This is a genomic window from Streptomyces sp. NPDC050988, assembly GCF_044456225.1.
Taxonomy (GTDB): Bacteria; Actinomycetota; Actinomycetes; order Streptomycetales; family Streptomycetaceae; genus Streptomyces.
In genome coordinates this window covers 18,969-37,174 of record NZ_JBITFQ010000018.1, presented here as the reverse complement: position 1 = coordinate 37,174, position 18,206 = coordinate 18,969, and the positions used below count along the sequence as shown (strand labels likewise).

General features: G+C 70.3%; 13 protein-coding genes. 2 read left to right on the top strand and 11 right to left on the bottom strand.

The genetic code is table 11. The features are described 5' to 3' along the window. Nucleotides 1–3: 3 nt before the first annotated feature. The 9 genes from ACIBEI_RS31070 to ACIBEI_RS31030 all read right to left on the bottom strand — a co-directional run bounded on the left by ACIBEI_RS31070 (nt 4) and on the right by ACIBEI_RS31030 (nt 11,585). Nucleotides 4–2,211 (bottom strand): MMPL family transporter, encoded by a 2,208-nt coding sequence (locus ACIBEI_RS31070; protein ID WP_398893524.1) that lies wholly within the window; start codon nt 2,209–2,211, stop codon nt 4–6. 236 nt (nt 2,212–2,447) lie between these two features. After that, nucleotides 2,448–3,089 (bottom strand): superoxide dismutase, encoded by a 642-nt coding sequence (locus tag ACIBEI_RS31065; protein WP_398893523.1) that lies wholly within the window; start codon nt 3,087–3,089, stop codon nt 2,448–2,450. 210 nt (nt 3,090–3,299) lie between these two features. Further along, nucleotides 3,300–4,745, bottom strand: a complete 1,446-nt coding sequence (locus ACIBEI_RS31060; protein ID WP_398893522.1) for an amino acid permease — start codon at nt 4,743–4,745, stop codon at nt 3,300–3,302. A gap of 120 nt (nt 4,746–4,865) precedes the next feature. Further along, nucleotides 4,866–5,783 (bottom strand): TauD/TfdA dioxygenase family protein, encoded by a 918-nt coding sequence (locus ACIBEI_RS31055; protein ID WP_398893521.1) that lies wholly within the window; start codon nt 5,781–5,783, stop codon nt 4,866–4,868. 45 nt (nt 5,784–5,828) lie between these two features. After that, entirely contained in the window at nt 5,829–7,187 is a 1,359-nt protein-coding gene (locus tag ACIBEI_RS31050) for an LLM class flavin-dependent oxidoreductase (protein WP_398893520.1), read from the bottom strand. Next, entirely contained in the window at nt 7,184–7,990 is an 807-nt protein-coding gene (locus ACIBEI_RS31045) for an ABC transporter ATP-binding protein (RefSeq protein ID WP_398893519.1), read from the bottom strand. Before ACIBEI_RS31045 ends, ACIBEI_RS31050 begins: the two co-directional genes overlap by 4 nt. Continuing rightward, a complete protein-coding gene (locus ACIBEI_RS31040) occupies nt 7,966–8,835 on the bottom strand; it encodes an ABC transporter permease (RefSeq protein WP_398893518.1) in 870 nt (289 codons plus the stop codon). The genes ACIBEI_RS31045 and ACIBEI_RS31040 overlap by 25 nt, the downstream gene beginning before the upstream one ends. Beyond that, nucleotides 8,832–9,899: an ABC transporter substrate-binding protein gene (locus tag ACIBEI_RS31035; RefSeq protein ID WP_398893517.1), complete on the bottom strand. Its 1,068-nt coding sequence runs from the start codon at nt 9,897–9,899 to the stop codon at nt 8,832–8,834. Before ACIBEI_RS31035 ends, ACIBEI_RS31040 begins: the two co-directional genes overlap by 4 nt. A 372-nt stretch (nt 9,900–10,271) precedes the next feature. Next, nucleotides 10,272–11,585 carry an ROK family protein gene (locus tag ACIBEI_RS31030; protein WP_398893516.1) on the bottom strand — a complete coding sequence of 438 codons (1,314 nt, stop codon included), beginning with the start codon at nt 11,583–11,585 and terminating at the stop codon, nt 10,272–10,274. A gap of 646 nt (nt 11,586–12,231) precedes the next feature. Here ACIBEI_RS31030 and ACIBEI_RS31025 point away from each other — a divergent pair. Continuing rightward, nucleotides 12,232–12,813, top strand: coding sequence for a biotin transporter BioY (locus tag ACIBEI_RS31025; RefSeq protein ID WP_398893515.1), 582 nt, complete (start codon nt 12,232–12,234; stop codon nt 12,811–12,813). A gap of 94 nt (nt 12,814–12,907) precedes the next feature. Here ACIBEI_RS31025 and ACIBEI_RS31020 read toward each other — a convergent pair whose 3' ends face one another. Beyond that, entirely contained in the window at nt 12,908–13,675 is a 768-nt protein-coding gene (locus ACIBEI_RS31020; RefSeq protein WP_398893514.1) for a hypothetical protein, read from the bottom strand. 192 nt (nt 13,676–13,867) lie between these two features. Between ACIBEI_RS31020 and ACIBEI_RS31015 the strand changes: the two genes are divergently transcribed. Next, complete coding sequence (locus ACIBEI_RS31015) at nt 13,868–16,399, top strand: protein kinase (protein ID WP_398893657.1); 2,532 nt, start codon at nt 13,868–13,870, stop codon at nt 16,397–16,399. Between the two features lie 130 nt (nt 16,400–16,529). Here the strand turns inward: ACIBEI_RS31015 and ACIBEI_RS31010 are convergent, their stop codons facing one another. Beyond that, entirely contained in the window at nt 16,530–18,005 is a 1,476-nt protein-coding gene (locus ACIBEI_RS31010) for an amino acid permease (protein WP_398893513.1), read from the bottom strand. Between the last annotated feature and the right edge of the window lie 201 nt (nt 18,006–18,206).

Below are 18,206 nucleotides of genomic sequence, written 5' to 3'. Positions count from 1 at the left end.
CGATCAACGTACGTCCGCCGCCAACGCGGAGGCCTCCCGGTTTTCCCGTACGGGCCGTCGCACCCCGCGCGAGGGCCACCAGCTCGCCTCGCCGAGCAGCAGCATCGCCGCCGGCAGGATCAGCACCCGGATGACGAAGGCGTCGAGCAGCACGGCCGCCGCGAGCACGAACCCGATCTGCTTCATCTCGATGATGTGGAGAAAGACGAAGCTCGTGAAGACGGTCGTCATCACCGCCGCCGCGCTGGTCACCACGCTCGCCGAGCTGCGGATCCCGTCGAGCACGGCCTGCCGCGTCGGTACGCCGCCGAGCACGGCCTCCCTGATCCGGCTCACCACGAAGACCTGGTAGTCCATCGACAGCCCGAAGAGGATCACGAACAGGAACAGGGGCACGCGTGATCCGATCGACCCGGTGGAGTCGAAGTTGAGCGGACCCTCGGCCCAACTGCCCTGGAAGACAAGGACGAGCAGCCCCAGCGCCGCCGCCGCGGAGAGCAGGTTCAGTACGACACCGAGCAGGGCCAGCACCACCGAGCGGAACGCGTACAGGGTCATCGCGAAGGTCACCAGGAGCAACGCGCCGAGAACCAGGGGCAGTTTGCTGTTCTGGTGCGCCGGATAGTCGCTGTAGCGGGCGACATCGCCGCTCACGCCGTACTCGGCGCCCTCGATCCGGCCGACGGTCGCGGGCACGTACTCGCCCCGCAGTTGGTCCAGGGAGTCGTACGCCTCGTCGGAGTTGCCGAGGTACGGCACCTTCAGTTCGAGGACGCTGACGCGGCGGTCGTCCGAGGTGCGGATCCGCTCCGCGTCCGTGAACAGCGGGTCGGTGTGGGCGAGTTCGGCCAGCTTCGACAGGGCGGCCGTCACCTCGGCGGAACGGCCGGCGTCGGCGCGTACGACGATGTCGTGGGTGACCCGGCGCTCGGGGAAGGCCTCGTTGAGCCGGTCGTACACCTGCATGGCGGGGATCTCGCGGGAGTGGGTGTCCCGGCTCATCTCGGTGATCCTCAGTCCGGCCAGCGGTGCGGCGAGCGCGAGCAGGGCGAGGACGGAGACGCACAGCGTGGCCACCGGGTGCCGGTTCGCGGGCCGCAGCAGCGCGGCCCACACCCGCCCGCCGCTCTCGCCGCGCGTCCGGTTCCGTACGGGCTTCCCGCGCTCCGCCCGCCGGCGGTCCCTGCGCTCGGCCCGCCTGCCGAGCTTGACCAGCAGCGCGGGCAGCACGGTCAGGGAGCTGAGCACCGCCACCAGGACGACCACGATGGTGCCGGTGGCCAGCGAGGAGAAGATCACGTCGGAGGCCAGGTACAGCGTCGCGGTGGAGACCACGACCGCGAGCCCGGAGACGACGACCGCCCGGCCCGAGGTCGCCGCGGCCAGCTCCACCAGCGCTTCCGGGCTCAACTTCCCCTGGCTGCGGGCCCGTTCCTCGCGTTCGCGCTTGAGGTAGAAGAGTGTGTAGTCGACGCCGACCGCGAGGCCGATCATCAGGATGAGGTTGGTGCCGACGCCGGTGTCCGGGGAGATGTGCGAGACCACCATCGACAGTCCGACGGCCGCCGCGATCGACGACAGCGCGAGCAGCAGCGGCACCCCGGCCATCGTCACGGAACCGAACACGATCAGCAGGGTGATCAGCGTGACCGGGAGGGTGATCGCCTCGGAGAGCGCCAGGTCGTCGCCGCGCTGTTTGTCGACGCCCTTACTGATGGAGGGGCTTCCGGTCTCCTCAAGGAGCAGGCCGGGGTTCGCCTTCTGTACGGCGCCGGTCTGCGCGACGAGCGCGTCGACCTTGTCCTTCGCGTCCCGCTCCTCGCCCTTCAGGGCCGCCTCGACCAGCAGGATCCCGCCGTCCCCCGACAGCACCGGCTCGGCCACGCTCTCCACCTCGGGCAGCCGCTCGAAACGGGCGGTGAGGTCCTTCGCGGCGGCCTCGACGGCGGTCCTCGCGGCGGTCCTGTCCAGGGCGCCCGGACGGGCGGAGATCAGCACCTGTTCGGTGGACCTGCGCTCCAACTGCCCCTCGGCGGCGATGGCTTCGGCCCGGCCTGCCTCGCCGACCCGGTAGTCGGCGGTCTTCGCGCTGTTGACGCCGACGGCGCTGCCGAGGCCCAGACAGAGCACGACGAACACGAGCCATCCGACGATGGCCCGCCAGGGGTGCAGGGCACTCCAGCGAGCCGCACGCACAGTGAGTGAGTTCATGCCCAAAAGCCTGGCTGAGCAGGGCAGTTGGCCGGCAGAGGTACTCGGTTGAACTTGCCGTCCACCGATCGGTGGACCCCGGTGCTGGGGAGAACCCCCGCCGGAGACGGGGAGAACCCCCGCGAGTCACGTCCTCGCGGGGGCTCTCCATCCATCCGCCTGCCACGCGAAGGTTGAGAAGACGATCACGAGGCAGGGCGTCTCGGGCCGCCCTCCGGGGGCGGGGTGAGGCAGGTTCAGGGGGCGAGCAGCAACACGTCGGCGCGGGACCTGGCTGCCTCGTAACGGCGTGCCACGTCCTGCCAGTTGACGACCTGCCACATGGCGTCGATGAAGTCGACCTTCTGGTTCCTGTACTGGAGGTAGAAGGCGTGCTCCCAGGCGTCGAAGACCAGGATCGGCACCGAGCCCTGGCCGACGTTGCCCTGGTGGTCGTAGATCTGCTCGACGATCAGACGGCCACTGAGGGGCTCGTACGCGAGTACGCCCCAGCCGGAGCCCTGAGTCGTCGCGGAGGCCTTGGTCAGCTGGGCCTTGAACGCACCGAAGGAGCCGAACGACTCGGTGATCGCGTCGGCCAGCTCGCCCACACCGTCCGAGGCCAGCGGCTCACCGCCACCCTCGCCCGTCATGTTGTGCCAGTAGATGCTGTGCAGGATGTGCCCGGAGAGGTGGAAGGCGAGGTTCTTCTCCAGCCCGTTGATCGACCCCCACGACTCCTTGTCCCGCGCCTCGGCGAGCTGGTCCAGGGTGTCGTTCGCCCCCTTCACGTACGCCGCGTGGTGCTTGTCGTGGTGCAGCTCGATGATCTCGGGGCTGATCACGGGGGCGAGCGCGGAGTAGTCGTACGGCAGTTCTGGAAGTGTGTAGACGGCCATGCCAGGTCCTCTCCGACCTCTTATTGCAACTTACTTGCAAGTGCACGCTAGCAGCAAGAGGGTGGCTTTGGTGTGCCCGGGCATGCGAAAAGCGCCCCCTGGTGGGGGCGCTTCGATTGATGTTCGTTCGAGGAGTGCGGGTTCGCTGTGGCTGGTCGCGCAGTTCCCCGCGCCCCTAAAGGCGAAAAGATTGCGCAGTTCCCCGCGCCCCTATCGGGCGCGGTCCGCTCGCTTCTTCTGCCAGGTGTAGCCCGCCAGTGCCAGGGTCAGCGTCATCGCGCCTGTCGAGTACAGCTGGACCCGAGTGTCCGGTTCCCGGGCCATCAGGAGGAAGATCGCCAGCATTCCCGCCAGGGCTGTCCAGGTCAGGGCGGGGAAAGCCCACATCCGTACGGCCAGCCTCTCCGGGGCCTCGCGTTCCAGGGTGCGGCGGAGTCGGAGCTGGGAGGCCGCGATGAAGATCCAGACGACCAGGATCACCGCGCCGATCATGTTCAGGAGCCAGGGGAAGACGTCGTCGGGGCGCCAGTAGCTCAGCAGGACGCAGACGAAGCCGAACGCGGACGAGGCGAGGACGGCGGTCCGCGGGACGCCTCCCGAGACCCGGCCGAGGGCCTTCGGTCCCTGCCCCCGCCGCACCAGCGAGTACGCGATGCGCGAGGAGCCGTAGATGTTGGCGTTCATCGCCGAGAGCAGGGCGACCAGCACGACCACGTTCATCAGCTGGCCCGCGCCCGGGATGCCCAGGTGGTCGAGGGCCGCGACGTACGGGCCCTTCTCGACGACCGCCTTCGAGTCCCAGGGGACGAGCGTGACGATGACCGCCATCGAGCCGATGTAGAAGAGCGCGATGCGCCACATCGCGGTGCGCACGGCGCTCGCGACACCCCGTACCGGGTCCTGCGACTCGGCCGCCGCGATGGTGACGGTCTCCAGACCGCCGTACGCGAAGACGGAGGCGAGCAGGCCGATGACGAGCCCCTCGCCGCCGTTCGGCAGGAAGCCTCCCTCGCCGGTGAGGTTCGTGAGGCCGGGGGAGTCCGTGCCCGGCAGGACCCCGGCGATCGCCAGCACCCCGAGCACCAGGAACAGCGTGATCGCGCCCACCTTCAGCGCGGCGAACCAGAACTCGAACTCGCCGAAGTTCTTCACGGCGGCCAGGTTCGCGGCACAGAAGACGACCATGAAGAGGGCCACCCAGGCCCACTCCGGCGTGCCCGGCAGCCAGCCCGTCACGATCTTCGCGGCGCCGATGCCCTCCAGGCCGACGGCCGTGCAGAGCAGCACCCAGAACGACCAGCCGGCGGTGAAGCCCGCCCAGGGCCCGATCGCCCGCTCGGCGTGCGCCGAGAAGGAACCGGACGACGGATACGCGGCCGACATCTCGCCGAGCATCCGCATCACCAGCATGACGAGCAGACCGGAGACGGCGTACGCGACGACGATCGAAGGACCGGCGGCGGCGATGCCGGCGCCGGAGCCGACGAACAGGCCCGCGCCGATCACCCCGCCGAGGGCGATCATCGACAGATGGCGCTGCTTGAGGCCGTGCGAGAGCGAGACGTCCGCGTCGGGAGCACCGGGAGCACCGGGAGCACCGGGAGTGCCGGGAGCATCGGGAGTGCCGGGCGCGGGGTCGTGGGTGGTACGGGACATGGGTGCGGGTGGTCCCTTGTGTGCGAGGGCAAAAACGCCCACAGTCTGGGCAACCCCTCCGCCCGCACGGAGAGGCCGCCCATCATGTGGACACACTCGACACGGAGGGCAAGATTCCGATTACGCGGCCGCCGGGTACGTGGACGTGGCGACCGACGTGTAGTGGGAGGCGTCTCCCTGGATCGAGTAGCTCTCCTTGCCCTCGATGCCGACCGGCACGTCACCGGCGACCGTCACCCGGTTCAGCCGGCGCGGCAGGCCGTCGTAGTTGTCGATGGCGTAGTGCTGGGTGATGCGGTTGTCGAAGAGGACGAGCTGGTTCGGGGACCAGCGGTGGCGCAGGACGTTCTCGGGCCGGGTGACGTACGCCTGGAGCAGGTCGAGGACCTTGCGGGACTCGCTCACCGACAGGCCGACGATCCGCTGCGCGAAGCCGCCGATGAACAGCCCGCGCTCACCGGTCAGCGGGTGGACGCGGACGACGGGGTGGGCGGTGCGGTACTTGATGGACGTGAACCGGGCGCGCTGGGCGGCCTGTTCCTCGTCCGCCTCCTCCTCCGGCACCGCGTAGTCGTAGTCGTTGGTGTGCTCGGCCCACAGGGTGTCGGCGAGCAGCCGGAGCGGTTCGGGCAGGTTGCGGTAGGCGGCGGCCGAGCTGGCGATCAGGGTCTCGCCCCCGTACGGCGGGATCGTGATGCTGCGCAGGGTGCTGGCCTGCGGCGGGTTGAGGACGAACGTGACGTCGGTGTGCCAGTTGTTGGCGGCACGGCCGCGCTCGCTGTCGACGGGCAGCACGTTCGGGGCGCCCTCGACGGCGGGCACGGTCGGGTGGGCGGTGGTCAGGTCGCCGAAGTGGCGCGCGAAGGCCTGCTGGCCCTCGTCGTCGAGGTTCACGTCGTCGAAGACCAGGGCCTTGTGGACGTTGAGGGCGTCGCGCAGTGCGGTGACGGTCTCCTGGTCGAGCGGCTCGGAGATGTCGACGCCGGATATCCGGGCGCCGATCCTCGCGGTGACCTTGCGGATCTCGATGTCGGACATGGGGTTCCTTTCGAAGCGGAGTCGGGATCAGGATCGGGATCGGGTTCAGACTCGGGCGAGCGCTGGGGCCGGGGCCGGGGCGGTGACGTACTGGTTGGCGGGGCGCGGGAGTCCGTATCTCTCGCGCAGGGTCTGCCGGGGGCCGTACTCCTCGCGGAGCAGGCCGCGGGTGCGCAGGAGCGGGACGACGTGGTCGACGAAGGCGTCGAGGCCGGACGGCAGGACCGCGGGCATGATGTTGAAGCCGTCGGCGCCGCCGCTCGTGAACCAGGTCTCGATGGCATCGGCGACCTGCTCGGGCGTCCCGGCGAAGGTGAGGTGTCCGCGCCCGCCGCCGAGGCGCCCGATCAGCTGCCGCACGGTGAGGCGTTCGCGCCGGGCCAGCTCCACCACGAGCGTGTAGCGGCTCTTGGCGCCCTCGATGACGCTCTCCGGAGGCAGGTCGGAGGGCAGCTCGGAGTCCAACTCCAGTGTCCCCGACGGTAGTTGGAGCAGGGATTCCAGACGGCCCACACCGTGCGCGTACACGATGTGGTTCTCCAGGACCTGTTCCGCCGCCAGCGCCTCGGCCTCTGTCGAACCGATGACGGGGACGATGCCGGGCAGCACCTTGATGTGGTCGGGGTCCCGACCGGCCGCCGCCGTACGGGACTTGAGGTCGGCGTAGAAGGCCTGCGCGTCCTCGATGGTCTGCTGGGCGGTGAACACGGCCTCCGCGTACCGGGCGGCGAACTCCTTGCCGTCCTCGCTCGACCCCGCCTGCACCAGGAGCGGGTAACCCTGCGGTGTGCGCGGCACGTTGAGGGCGCCCTCGACGCTGAAGTACCTGCCCTTGTGCCGGGCCGGGTGGACTCTCGTGTCGTCGCCCCAGACGCCGGCCGCCTTGTCGGCGACGATCGCGTCGTCCTCCCAGCTGTCCCAGAGCTTCAGGGCCACGTCGAGGAACTCGGCGGCACGCGCGTACCGCTCGGCGTGCGCGGGCTCCGCGTCGAGACCGAAGTTGCGGGCGGCCTCGGCGCCCGCCGTGGTGACGATGTTCCAGCCCGCCCGGCCGCCGCTGATGATGTCGAGCGAGGCGAACCTGCGGGCCAGGTTGTAGGGCGAGTTGTACGAGGTGGAGGCGGTGGCGATCAGGCCGATGTGCTCGGTGACCGTCGCCAGCGCGGTGAGCAGGGTGAGCGGTTCCAGGGCACCGGCCGGCCGCTGTGCGAGGTTGCCCCACAACTGCGGTCCGTCGGCGAGGAAGAGCGAGTCGAAGGTCCCGCGTTCGGCGATACGGGCCAGGTGGACGTAATGGCCGAGCTCCACATGGGCGTACGGATCGCTTTCCGGGAGCCGCCACGAGGCCTCGTGGTGACCGGTGTTCATGAGGAAGGCGTTGAGGTGCAGTCTGCGCTCGGTCACTTGGGGTCCTCCGCGGGCTCGTGGTGCTGGGCGCGGTCGTCGGCCTTGTCGGTCCCGTCGGTCCCGTGGTGGTCGTGGTGTTCCGTGACGCCGAGGGCGGTGAGGAGCCGCTCTCGGTACTCGCCGAGCAGGGGGTCGCGGTACGAGCGGGGGTGCGGGCGGTCGATCGTCAGGTCGAGGCCGATGCGGCCCTCGTCGAGCACGAGCACCCGGTCGGCCAGCACGATCGCCTCGTCCACGTCGTGGGTGACGAGCAGGACGGAGGGCCGGTGGCGCTCCCACAGCTCGCGCAGCAGGGTGTGCATACGGATCCGGGTGAGCGCGTCCAGCGCGCCGAACGGCTCGTCCGCCAGCAGGAGTTCGGGCTCCCGGACGAGGGAGCGGGCCAGGGCGGCGCGCTGTGCCTCGCCGCCGGACAGCTCGTTGGGCCAGGCCCGTTCGCGGCCCGCGAGCCCCACCTCGGCGAGGGCGGCACGGCCCCGCTGCTCGGCCTCCCCGCCGTCGAGACCGAGCAGGACGTTGTCGAGGACGCGCTGCCAGGGCAGCAGCCGGGAGTCCTGGAAGACCACGGACACCCTTGACGGGGCCGTGAGTTGACCGCTGCCCGCCACCTCGTGGTCGAGCCCCGCGACCGCCCGCAGCAGCGTGCTCTTGCCGGAGCCGCTGTGCCCGAGCAGGGCGGTGAACTGCCCGGCGGGAAGGTCGAGGTCGATGCCGTCGAGGACCGTACGTCCGTCGAACGACCTTGTCAGGCCCCGGAGTTGGACGGCCGGACGGGTCAGCTGCTCAGCGTGCGGCGCCATGACAGCACCCTCCGTTCGATCAGACGGACCGCGCTGTCGGACATCAGGCCGAAGATGCCGTAGACGACCAGGCCGACGAGGATGACGTCCGTCTGGCCGTAGTTCTGAGCCTGGAACATCATGTAGCCGAGTCCGCTGGTGGCGTTGATCTGCTCCAGCACGACCAGGCCCAGCCAGGAGCCGGTCACTCCGAGCCGCAGTCCGACGAAGAAGCCGGGCAGCGCGCCCGGGATGACGATCCGCCGGATGAAGGCGTACCTCGACAGGCCCTGGACCTCGGCGAGTTCGACGAAACGGCTGTCGATGCCGGAGAGCGCGGCGTGCGTGTTCAGGTAGATCGGGATGTAGACGACGATCGCGATGATGGCGATCTTGAAGGTCTCGCCGATGCCCAGCCAGAGGATGAACAGCGGGATCAGTCCGAGCGTCGGTATCGCCCGGTTGAGCTGCACCGATCCGTCGATCAGCGCCTCACCGGTCCGGCTGAGCCCGGAGGCCAGCGCGAGCACGATGCCTGCCGTGAGGCCGATCGCGAAGCCGGAGCCGGCGCGTCGCAGCGAGGTCAGGATGTCGGTGGGCAGTGTCCCGTCGGTCCACAGCTGCACGCCGGTCTCCAGCACCGTCCAGGGCGCCGGGATCGCACCCGGATCGAGCTGCCCGGCGGCGGAGGCGGCGGCCCACAGCGCGAGCAGCAGGGCCGGGCCGAGGAACCGGGTGGCGGGCAGCCGCTTGCCGGGGGAGAGCCGGCGACGCCTGCGGACCTGGGGACTCTCCACGGTGGCCGCGAGGGGCGTGGCGGCGGTCGTGGTTCCGGCAGCGGTCGTGGTCGTGGTCACGGCGCTCACCTCCGGTACTCCGCCGGTACGGACTTCGCCGCGATGCCCTCGAAACGCCGGTCGAAGAGCGAGTCGACCTTGAACCCCTTCACGAAGCCGCCCTCCGCCAGCAGGTCGGCGGTCTCCTGCTCCCACTTCACCGCTTCGTCCCAACTCGGCGGGAAGAACGGCTTGTTGGCAAGCTCGGTGATCGACCGCGCCTGCGCGAGCGTGAGGTTCTGCGTCTTCACGTAGAACTCCTCGTTCCAGGCGTCGGGGTGCTCGTACGCCCACACCGCGCCCTTCGCCCAGCGCGGGATGTACGCGGCGACGGCGGCGGCCTTCGCCGGGTCGGCCAGCACGGAGGTGGGCGCCCACAGCAGGTTCAGCAGATCCACGACGTCCGTGGTGATGACATGGGCGCCCTTGGACCCGTACTGCTTGAGGTACGCCGGTGACTGGGCGTTGGCGAGCGGGGCGATGTCCACCTGGCCCGCCTGGAGCGCGGTGAGGAACTGGTTGCTGGTCAGCGGCACCAGATCGACGTCGTCGTAGGCCAGCCCGGCCTCCTTCAACGCCCGCAGCAGTACGACCCCCTGCGCCTGTCCTTGCGAGAAGGCGAGCTTCTTGCCCTTGAAGCCCTGGACGTCCTGGATGTCGCTGCCGGGCTTGGTGGCGAAGAGGTAGTTGGGCTTGCGGGTGACGTTGATCGCGACGATCTTCGCGTCGAAGCCCTGGTAGTGCGCCTGGATGGGCGGGATGCCGGCGTTGTTGCCGACGTCCAGGGACTTGGCGCGGAAGGCGTTGATGACATCGGGGCCCGCGCCGAGGTTCGGCCAGTCGGCCACCTCGAACGGCAGGTCGGACAGGCCCGCGAGCTTGAACTGCAGCTGCTGGACGCCCTGGTAGGAGGCGATCTTCAGACTCGTACCGGACGGGACCTTGGCCGCCAGCGGGGCGGACGTGGATCCCTTGACCCCGGTGTCGGCGGCGCTGCTGCCCGCGCAGCCGCTGAGCCCGGCCGCGGCGGCGGCCCCGAGCAGGGACGAGAGGAAGAACCGTCGGTCGACACCGGAGGCGGACGGAGGTGGCATGGGAGGACTCCCTGAGTTCATTGGGGCAGGCAGGCGGGGCTCCCGGCAGTTCCCGGCAATTCGGGCAGGGCGAAGCCGGGAACGCTGGAGGTGCGCAGGGGTGGGCACACGTGGAGGCGCACGCGGAGACGCACGCGGAGGGCGTGGCGGTGGTGGCACAGGATGCCGACGGATCGGCGAAGAACGCGGACGGAGGACGGACCGACCGGCGGGCGAAAGAAAGCCGGTGGATCGTCGTCAGTGCGTCAGTGCGTCAGTGCGTCAACGCATCAGCGGCAACAAGTCGACGCGTCAGCAACAGAAAGTGCGACAGCTCATGGGCAAGATGCTCCTGGCCAGGTACAAGGCCTGTCAACATTCGGATTTTCTGAATTAAATCGGCCCCGGTGAGGAGCCCGAGGACCTGGTCGACGGCGTGCTGGACGGCGTGCCGGACGGCGCGCTCAGGGGATCCCGGTAGAGCACGTCCAGAGCCACCGAACCGCCGGCCACGGCGAGCACGGAGTCCGGGAAACTGGTCGGCACGACGGCCGCCGCCCGGTCGGGACCGACCTCCTCGCGCAGGGCGGCGAGGCAGTCCTCGCGGTGGACGGCGCCCATCTCCGTGACGACGACCGTGTCCGGGTTGAGCACGTCGAGCAGGAGCCCCGCAGCACGGCCGACCATGCGGGCGCGGTGCAGCAGCAGGCGTACGGCGACGGGGTCGCCGTCGGCCGCCGCGGCGAGGACGTGCGTGGGGTCGGAGGTCCGGACGACCCCGGCCTCGCGTGCCCTTCTGCACAGGGTCCGCTCGCTCAACTCGGCCTGGAGGCAGCCGGTCCGGCCGCAGTCGCAGCGTTCCGTGCCGCCCGCGAGCGGGAGGTGGGCGATCGACCCTGCCTGGGAACGGGGGCCGTGGTGGACCTCGTCGTGGGTGGCGAAGGCGGCGTCCACGACGTTGCCGACGAAGAGGTGCAGCAGGCTGCGGCCGCCGCCCGCGGTCCGACCGAAGAGCCGCTCTCCGTTGACCAGGGCTCGCGCGTGCCCGTCCACGTGCACGGGCAGGCCGGTGAGCGCGTGGATCACCTCGCGCGCGCGGACGTCCCGCCAGCCGAGGAGCGGGTGTTCGACGATGGTCCCGGAGTCCCGGTCCACCCAGCCGCCGGTGGCCACGCCGACACCGAGGGGGACGCGGTCGGGGGCGGCCGCGAGCAGGGCGCGCAGCCCGGAGGCGGCGTCGGCCAGTACCTGGGCGGGGGCCGGGGGTGGGGCCTGTCGGTCGCCGTCCCCGCCCTCCTCCCCGTGGTTCAGGCGGCGTTCGGCGACGACCCGGCCGCGCAGGTCCAGGAGGGCGACGGTCGTGTACGGCACCGCCACGTGCACGCCGCCGACCACGAACCGGGAGTCGTCCAGGTCGACCGGTACGTGGGGGCGGCCGACTCCGTTCGACCGCCGGAGGGTTGCGGCCTCCTGGATCAGGCCGAGTGCGGTGAGGCGGTTGCAGTGGTCGGTGACCGATGCCGGGGAGAGTCCGGTCAGCCGGGCGATGGTGCTGCGGGCGACCGGGCCGTGCGCCAGCACCGACCGCAGGATGGCACTCGCGCTGGTGCGCCGACGGTCGCTGTCGACGGCCCGGCGGGTGGGGACGGGAACGGGAGCGGGAAGGGGAGCGGGAGCGGGAACGGGTGCGAGGGAGGAGAGAGGCATGGAGGACTTCCTCGGGAACTGGGTCCGACACTGCGCCGACGTCTGCTGTCTTGTCTCGTCTCGGCGAGCCGGATGAATCCCCTCCGCGCCCGCCTCAGCGGTGGCGACAGGTGGCCGTGCCCTGGCGTCGCAGGTCGACATAGCGACGCGACGCGAAGTTCCTGGCTTGGGCGACCATGGGGTGAAGGGTAGGCGGTGGGCGGCCTGTCCGGCCAGGGGCGCTTTTCTTCGCCCCCGCCGCCCCTACCCATTCCCGTCACTACTCGGGGGCCAGCCCCCGAACCCCCGCTCCTCAAACGCCGGAGGGGCTGATTTTCAGCCCGTCCGGCGTTTGAGGACGAGGCCGTTCAGGCCGATCAGCGGGGGTCTGGGGGCGGCAGCCCCCAGAAGGGACGGGAACGGGTAGGGGCGGCGGGGGCGATAACCCTTTGGCGGGACCCTACAGACGGCGTCGGCCACCACCCCGTCGGGAACCCCACCCCACCTCAGTGACCAGCATCACGCCCGCACAGGTGTACACCACACTCTTTGTAAGAGGTCCACCACACACGGGATCCCCCCTTTGTCGACCGCTGACGGTGCTGCCCCCAACGCCCCTGGGATAGCGTCACCGTGTCCCGAACTGCCCACACCCGCCGGAGCCCCCATGACCACCGCCGTCGCCCCCACCCGCCCGGGCCAGGTAATCGCCGACCTGCTCCCCGCCTCCCGCGTAAGGGACGCCGCACTCGTGGCAGGCGGCGCCGCGCTCACGGGCCTCGCGGCCCAGATAGCGGTCCCGGTCCCGGGCTCCCCGGTCCCGGTGACGGGCCAGACCTTCGCGGCTCTCCTCGTGGGCACCGCACTCGGCACCGGCCGAGGCCTCGCCTCCCTCGCGATCTACGCGCTGATGGGCCTGGCAGGCGTCCCGTGGTTCGCCGAGGGCAGCTCCGGCGCCACCGTGTCCTTCGGCTACATCCTCGGCATGCTGCTCGCGGCCACCGTCGTGGGCGCCCTCGCCCGCCGCGGCGCCGACCGCTCGGTCGTACGGATGGCCGGCACGATGCTCCTGGGTGAGGCGATCATCTACGCGATCGGCGTCCCGTACCTGGCGTTCGCCGCCGACATGACGCTGACCCAGGCCATCGCGGCAGGCCTCACCCCGTTCCTCCTCGGCGACGCGCTCAAGGCCGCCCTCGCGATGGGCGTGCTGCCCACCGCCTGGAAGTTCGTCAAGCGCGAGGGCTGACGGCGCCGTTCGTCCGCCCACCCCGTACGGCGCCTCCGCGGCGAGACCACGGAGGCGCCGTACGCGTACCTGTCGTGCTGTGGGGAGTGGGGGCCTACGACCCGTTCCGCTGAGGCCGCCGCTGTGTCCACCACATCCCCGCCGCACCCGCGGAGATCAGCGCCGCGCCGACCGCGCCGAGCGGCAGGATCCGGTCGGCCGGACCGGTCTTGGGCAGTTCCTTGCCGCCCGACTTGGCACCGCCCGACTTGTCACCGTCGGCCTTGTCGCTGCCCGGGGTGACCGGGCTGTTGTCGGTGCCGAGCAGGAGCGGTGTGGCCGGCGCATTCGGCGACGGGTTGTTCGCGCCGAACGGGACCGGGCCCTGCTGCCAGAACGTCTTCGTGCCGTCGGCGTCCTGGACGGGCAGGCAGATCTTGCCCTCCTTCTTCAGATCGAAGGTCGCGTCCACGGCGTACGACTTCGACTTGCCCGCCGCGAGATTGTCGATGGCACATGCGAAGCCACTGTTCGAACCTTCGGGGAGGTCTTTCTCGGCGATTTCCGCACAGCCCTCGACGCCCTTGACCGAGAGGCCATCAAAACCGACCACAAGCAGTCGGATTTCGCCGCTGTCCTTCGTCCCCCCGTTCTTTACCGTGGCGGTAATCGCCGTTCCCTGTGAGCTGTTGTCGACCTCGATCTTCTCGGGCAGCAGCGTCGTCAGCTCGACACCCGAGGGTGCCTTGTCAACGGCCTTTCCCCCCTTGCCGCTCATCGGCCCTTCGTCATCCGCACCGGCCGAGAAGGAAAAGATCATCACTGCCGAGAAAGATGCAGTGAGCAGCGATCCCGTGGCGATCGTCATGCGACGAGAACTCATGTTCGTCCCCCTTGTATCCCCCTGACTGCGCCTGAATTCGCAGTCTTTGAAGTGGTACCACAAGATTTCTCCCCACTATGCTGGTGTGGCACGAAGTTGTGACCGTTGTGCTTCTTTGCGGTTCTTCTGTGGCAGGTGTTGAAGGGGGGCATGGGGGTGCCGGAAATAACGAGGGGCGGTATTCCGGGATTGCTGGTGACGGGCCGTTACCGGCTGACCGAGAGCATTGGTCAGGGGGGAATGGGACGGGTGTGGCGGGCCGTCGACGAAATCCTCGACCGACAGGTCGCCGTCAAGGAAATGCGTATAGACGGCATGGACCAGGAGGACACCCGGACCCGTCGCGAACGCACCCTGCGCGAGGCCAGGGCCACGGCCCGGATCGACCACCCCAACGTCGTGCGCGTGTACGACGTGGTGGACCAGGGCGAACGGCTGTGGATCGTGATGGAACTGGTCGCCGGCCGCTCCCTGGACAGGGTCCTGACGGAGGACGGGCCACTGAGCCCGCGCGACACGGCACGGATCGGGCTCGGACTGGTCGCCGCGCTCGGCCAGGTGCACGCGGGGGGCGTGCTGCACCGGGACATCAAGCCCGCCAACGTCCTGGTCGAGCAGCGCGCGGGCCGGGTCGTGCTCACCGACTTCGGCATCGCCGCGATCCAGGACGCCGAGGCGCTGACGATGGCGGGGATGCTGGTCGGCTCCCCCGACTACATGGCACCCGAGCGGGTCTCCGGCCGCCCCCAGGGCCCCCCGTCCGATCTCTGGTCCCTCGGCGCCACCCTCTGCGCGGCCCTCGGCGGCCGCTCCCCCTTCTCCCGCGCGACCACCCTCGCCACCCTGCACGCCGTGCTGTACGAGGAGCCGGAAATCCCGTCCGCGGCGGGGGAGTTGAGGGAGGTCCTGTCGGCCCTGCTCCTCAAGGACCCGTCGGTACGGCCCGGCTTGGAGGAACTGGCGGAGATCCTCGGGCCGGTGGCGGACGGCAGCACGGGGGCGTCCGCGCCGCCGGGTACGACGGCCGGGCCGGGTACGACGGCCGGGCCGGGGACGACTGCCGGGCTGGGCGCGGCGGCCGGGCTGGGTACGGCGGCCGGTCCGGAGCGGACTGGGCCGACTGGGCCTACTGGGCCGGCTGAGTCGACTGGGCGGGCTGAGCCTGCTCAGCCGGTCGGCCTGGGGGAGCGGACCACTCCGGGAGGGGTGGCGGAGCCAGGAGCGGGAACTGGAGCGGGAGCGGGAACGGGAGCTGGTTCTGAATCCGGTCCGGCGTCGGGGCCTGCTCCAGGGCCCGAGTCCGAGTCGGGCGCCGTGGCCGGGCCTGAATCCGGGGGGCGACCGGGAGCCGTACCGGCGGCCGCCCGTACGGCCGAGTCCTCACCCGGTGTCGCCGGGCAGGCACCACCGGATCCCCACACGGCGGCCCCGGCACCACCGATCGAACCTCCGCCGCCGACCGAACGCCCGACACCTCTGTTCCTGCGGATCCCTGCCCCGGAGCCGCCGCCCGCCACCCCGCCGACGACGGGCGAGGGCGAGGCTGAGGGCGAGGGCGAGGGCGATCCGAGGCTGACGGAGCCGGTGGAGGACGCGGTACCGGTACGGCGTACGCCGACGATGAGGAGCGCGACCGAATCCGAGGAGGCGGCCGGTCCCGCCGCTGTCGCCGCGCCAACCCCAACCCCAACCCCAACTCCAACCCCAACCGAGGCCCCGCCACAGACCCCGGCTCCGGCCCCGGCTCCGGAGGAACCCGCCCCCGAACGGCTCCCCACAGAGCCCACCGGGCCTGCGGGCCCCACCGGCCTCACCACCCCCACTGACCCCACCAGCGCCACACCCCCCGACCCCGAGAACGCGTCCTCCGAAGCCCCGCCCGAGGGCACTCCAGAGATCCCCTCCGCGGGAGCGGCTTCGGGACCCGGATACGCCTTCCACGCGTCCGGCATCCGCCCGGAGCGGACAGGGGCGCCAGTGCAGACGGCCAACGGGAACAACTCGCTCCCCACCAGGCCCCGGTCCGCCCCGATGCCGCCGGGCGAACCGCTCGGCCCCGCCGTGCCGGCCGACCCGCGCCGGAGCCGGGCCTGGAGCCGGAACCGTAAGGGAGTCGTGGCCGTCGCGGGTGTGGTCGTCGCCGGTGTCGTAGCCGCCCTGGTGATCCCGGCGCTCGGCGGATCCCCGGACGACAAGGACAAGGCCTCCCCTCCCTCTTCCTCCTCGTCTGCCTCCGCCACCACAGGCGGCACCCCGACCACCCCGCCGCCCACCGTCGCGGGCACGGCCCGGCCGCCCACCCTCCCGGAGGGCTCCCGTACGGAGGCGGGCATGTACGCGTGGGTCCCGCCCGAGGGCTGGGAACGGGTCGTGCAGAGCGGCGCCGAGGTCCACTACACCTCCCCGGACCGCAAACAGGAGATCCTCGCCAACGCGGCTCCGGCCCGGGGCGACCTGATGGACCAGTGGACGGAGACGGAGAAGGACACCAGCAAGGGCCTCGACTACCAGCGGATCCGGCTGGAGGAGACGACGTTCCGCGACGCGCCCGCGGTCGTCTGGGAGTACACGGTCACGGCCAAGGGGCTGCCCTGGCACGCCCGGCTGCTCGGCTTCAACGCGGACGGCAAGTACTACGAGATCACCACCTGGTACCGCCCGGACACCGAGGACCGCGCACTCCCGGTATACGAGGAGGTCAAGGACAGCTTCACGCCCCTGTGACCCACGAGCCGGAGACCCGACGACGAGCCGGAGCCCGACGACCCCACGGCACACGACGACGCCTCCGCGGAGAGTCCCACGGAGGCGTCGTACGGAGAACAGGTGAGGCGGTCGAGCGATCGGCGAGCCGTCAGACCGTGGCGGAGTCCTGCTCCTCCTGGAGCTCGGCCCGGGCCTTCCCGCGCCGCACCTTCTCCAGCACCAGCGCGATGCCGACGACGACGGCAGCCACAAGAAGCGACAGCAGTACGGTCTTGCGGCCGTCGTGCTCGGTGTCGGTGAGCATGTAGCCGAGGACGAAGACGATCAGCGCGATCGTCGCGTACGTCAGATACGGGTACAGCCACATCCGCACGACCAGCTTCTCCGGCGTCTCGCGCTCGATGATCTTCCGCATCCGCAGCTGCGAGAGGCAGATGACGAGCCAGACGAACAGGGCGACCGCGCCGGAGGAGTTGACCAGGAAGAGGAAGACCGAGTCGGGGAACTCGTAGTTGAAGAACACCGCCACGAAGCCGAAGACGACCGAGGCGATGATCGCCGTCATCGGCACACCACGGCTGGTGGTACGGGCGAAGGACTTCGGCGCGTCACCGCGCTGACCCAGCGAGAAGGCCATGCGGGAGGCCGTGTAGAGGCCGGAGTTGAGACAGGACAGTACGGACGTCAGCACGATGAACTTCATGATCTCGCCGGCGTTCGGGATGCCGAGCGAGTTCAGCGCGGCGACGTACGAGCCGTCCTTCTGGATGGCGTCCGAGTCCCAGGGCAGCAGCGTGACCACGACGAAGATCGAGCCGAGGTAGAAGACGCCGATCCGCCAGATGATGCTGTTGGTGGACTTGGTGACCGCGCGCTGCGGGTTCTCCGACTCGCCCGCCGCCAGGGTGGCGATCTCGCTGCCCATGAAGGAGAAGACGACGAGCAGGATGCCGGTGAGGATCGCGCCCGGCCCGTTCGGCAGGAACCCTCCGTGGTCGGTGAGGTTCCCGAGCCCTGCCGTGTCGCTGTCGACACCCGGCAGTACGCCGAAGACCGCGAGCCCGCCGATGACGATGAACGCGCCGATCGCGACGACCTTGATCCCGGCGAACCAGAACTCGAACTCGCCGTACGAGCCGACGGAGACCAGGTTCGTCGCGGTCAGGACGACCATGACGATGAGTGCCCAGCCCCACTGCGGTACGGCGGGGATCCAGCTCTCCAGGATCACGGCACCCGCGGTCGCCTCGATGGCGAGCACGACGACCCAGAAGAACCAGTACAGCCAGCCGATCGAGAACCCGGCCCACCGGCCGAGCGCACGGTCCGCGTGCGCCGAGAACGAACCCGAGGTCGGGTTCGCGGCGGACATCTCGCCGAGCATCCGCATCACGAGGACGACCATCGTGCCGACCAGGGCGTACGACAGGAGGATGCCGGGGCCCGCGGTGGCGATACCGGAGCTGGAGCCGACGAACAGGCCGGCGCCGATGACTCCGCCGATGGCGATCATCGAGAGGTGACGGTTCTTGAGCCCGGCCTGAAGGCCGGCGTCGGGCCCTCCGGGTTCTCCGGGCCCGTCGGGGCCGTTTCCGGCCTTCGTCAGAGTCGGCTGCGAGGTCATAGGGCGGTGTTCCTTTGCGCCGGGGACTGTGGGGGAGGGGGACTCAAGTGGGGGACTACGAGCCACCGCGGATGTTGCGAATACCGCGGTTTTCCTACGGGGAGTCCGTACGAGCGGTGTACGGGCGATGCACACGAGGTGCACGAGCCGGTCCAGTGAATCCCAGGCGAATGGATTCGTGAACCTTTGAATCCAGATCGT

Coding starts and splice junctions, on each gene's coding strand:
- ACIBEI_RS31045 (WP_398893519.1), bottom strand. CDS start 7,990: ATGGCGCCGCACGCTGAGCAGCTGACCCGTCCGGCCGTCCAACTCCGG.
- ACIBEI_RS31025 (WP_398893515.1), top strand. CDS start 12,232: ATGACCACCGCCGTCGCCCCCACCCGCCCGGGCCAGGTAATCGCCGAC.
- ACIBEI_RS31010 (WP_398893513.1), bottom strand. CDS start 18,005: ATGACCTCGCAGCCGACTCTGACGAAGGCCGGAAACGGCCCCGACGGG.
- ACIBEI_RS31065 (WP_398893523.1), bottom strand. CDS start 3,089: ATGGCCGTCTACACACTTCCAGAACTGCCGTACGACTACTCCGCGCTC.
- ACIBEI_RS31030 (WP_398893516.1), bottom strand. CDS start 11,585: ATGCCTCTCTCCTCCCTCGCACCCGTTCCCGCTCCCGCTCCCCTTCCC.
- ACIBEI_RS31020 (WP_398893514.1), bottom strand. CDS start 13,675: ATGAGTTCTCGTCGCATGACGATCGCCACGGGATCGCTGCTCACTGCA.
- ACIBEI_RS31070 (WP_398893524.1), bottom strand. CDS start 2,211: ATGAACTCACTCACTGTGCGTGCGGCTCGCTGGAGTGCCCTGCACCCC.
- ACIBEI_RS31055 (WP_398893521.1), bottom strand. CDS start 5,783: ATGTCCGACATCGAGATCCGCAAGGTCACCGCGAGGATCGGCGCCCGG.
- ACIBEI_RS31060 (WP_398893522.1), bottom strand. CDS start 4,745: ATGTCCCGTACCACCCACGACCCCGCGCCCGGCACTCCCGATGCTCCC.
- ACIBEI_RS31035 (WP_398893517.1), bottom strand. CDS start 9,899: ATGCCACCTCCGTCCGCCTCCGGTGTCGACCGACGGTTCTTCCTCTCG.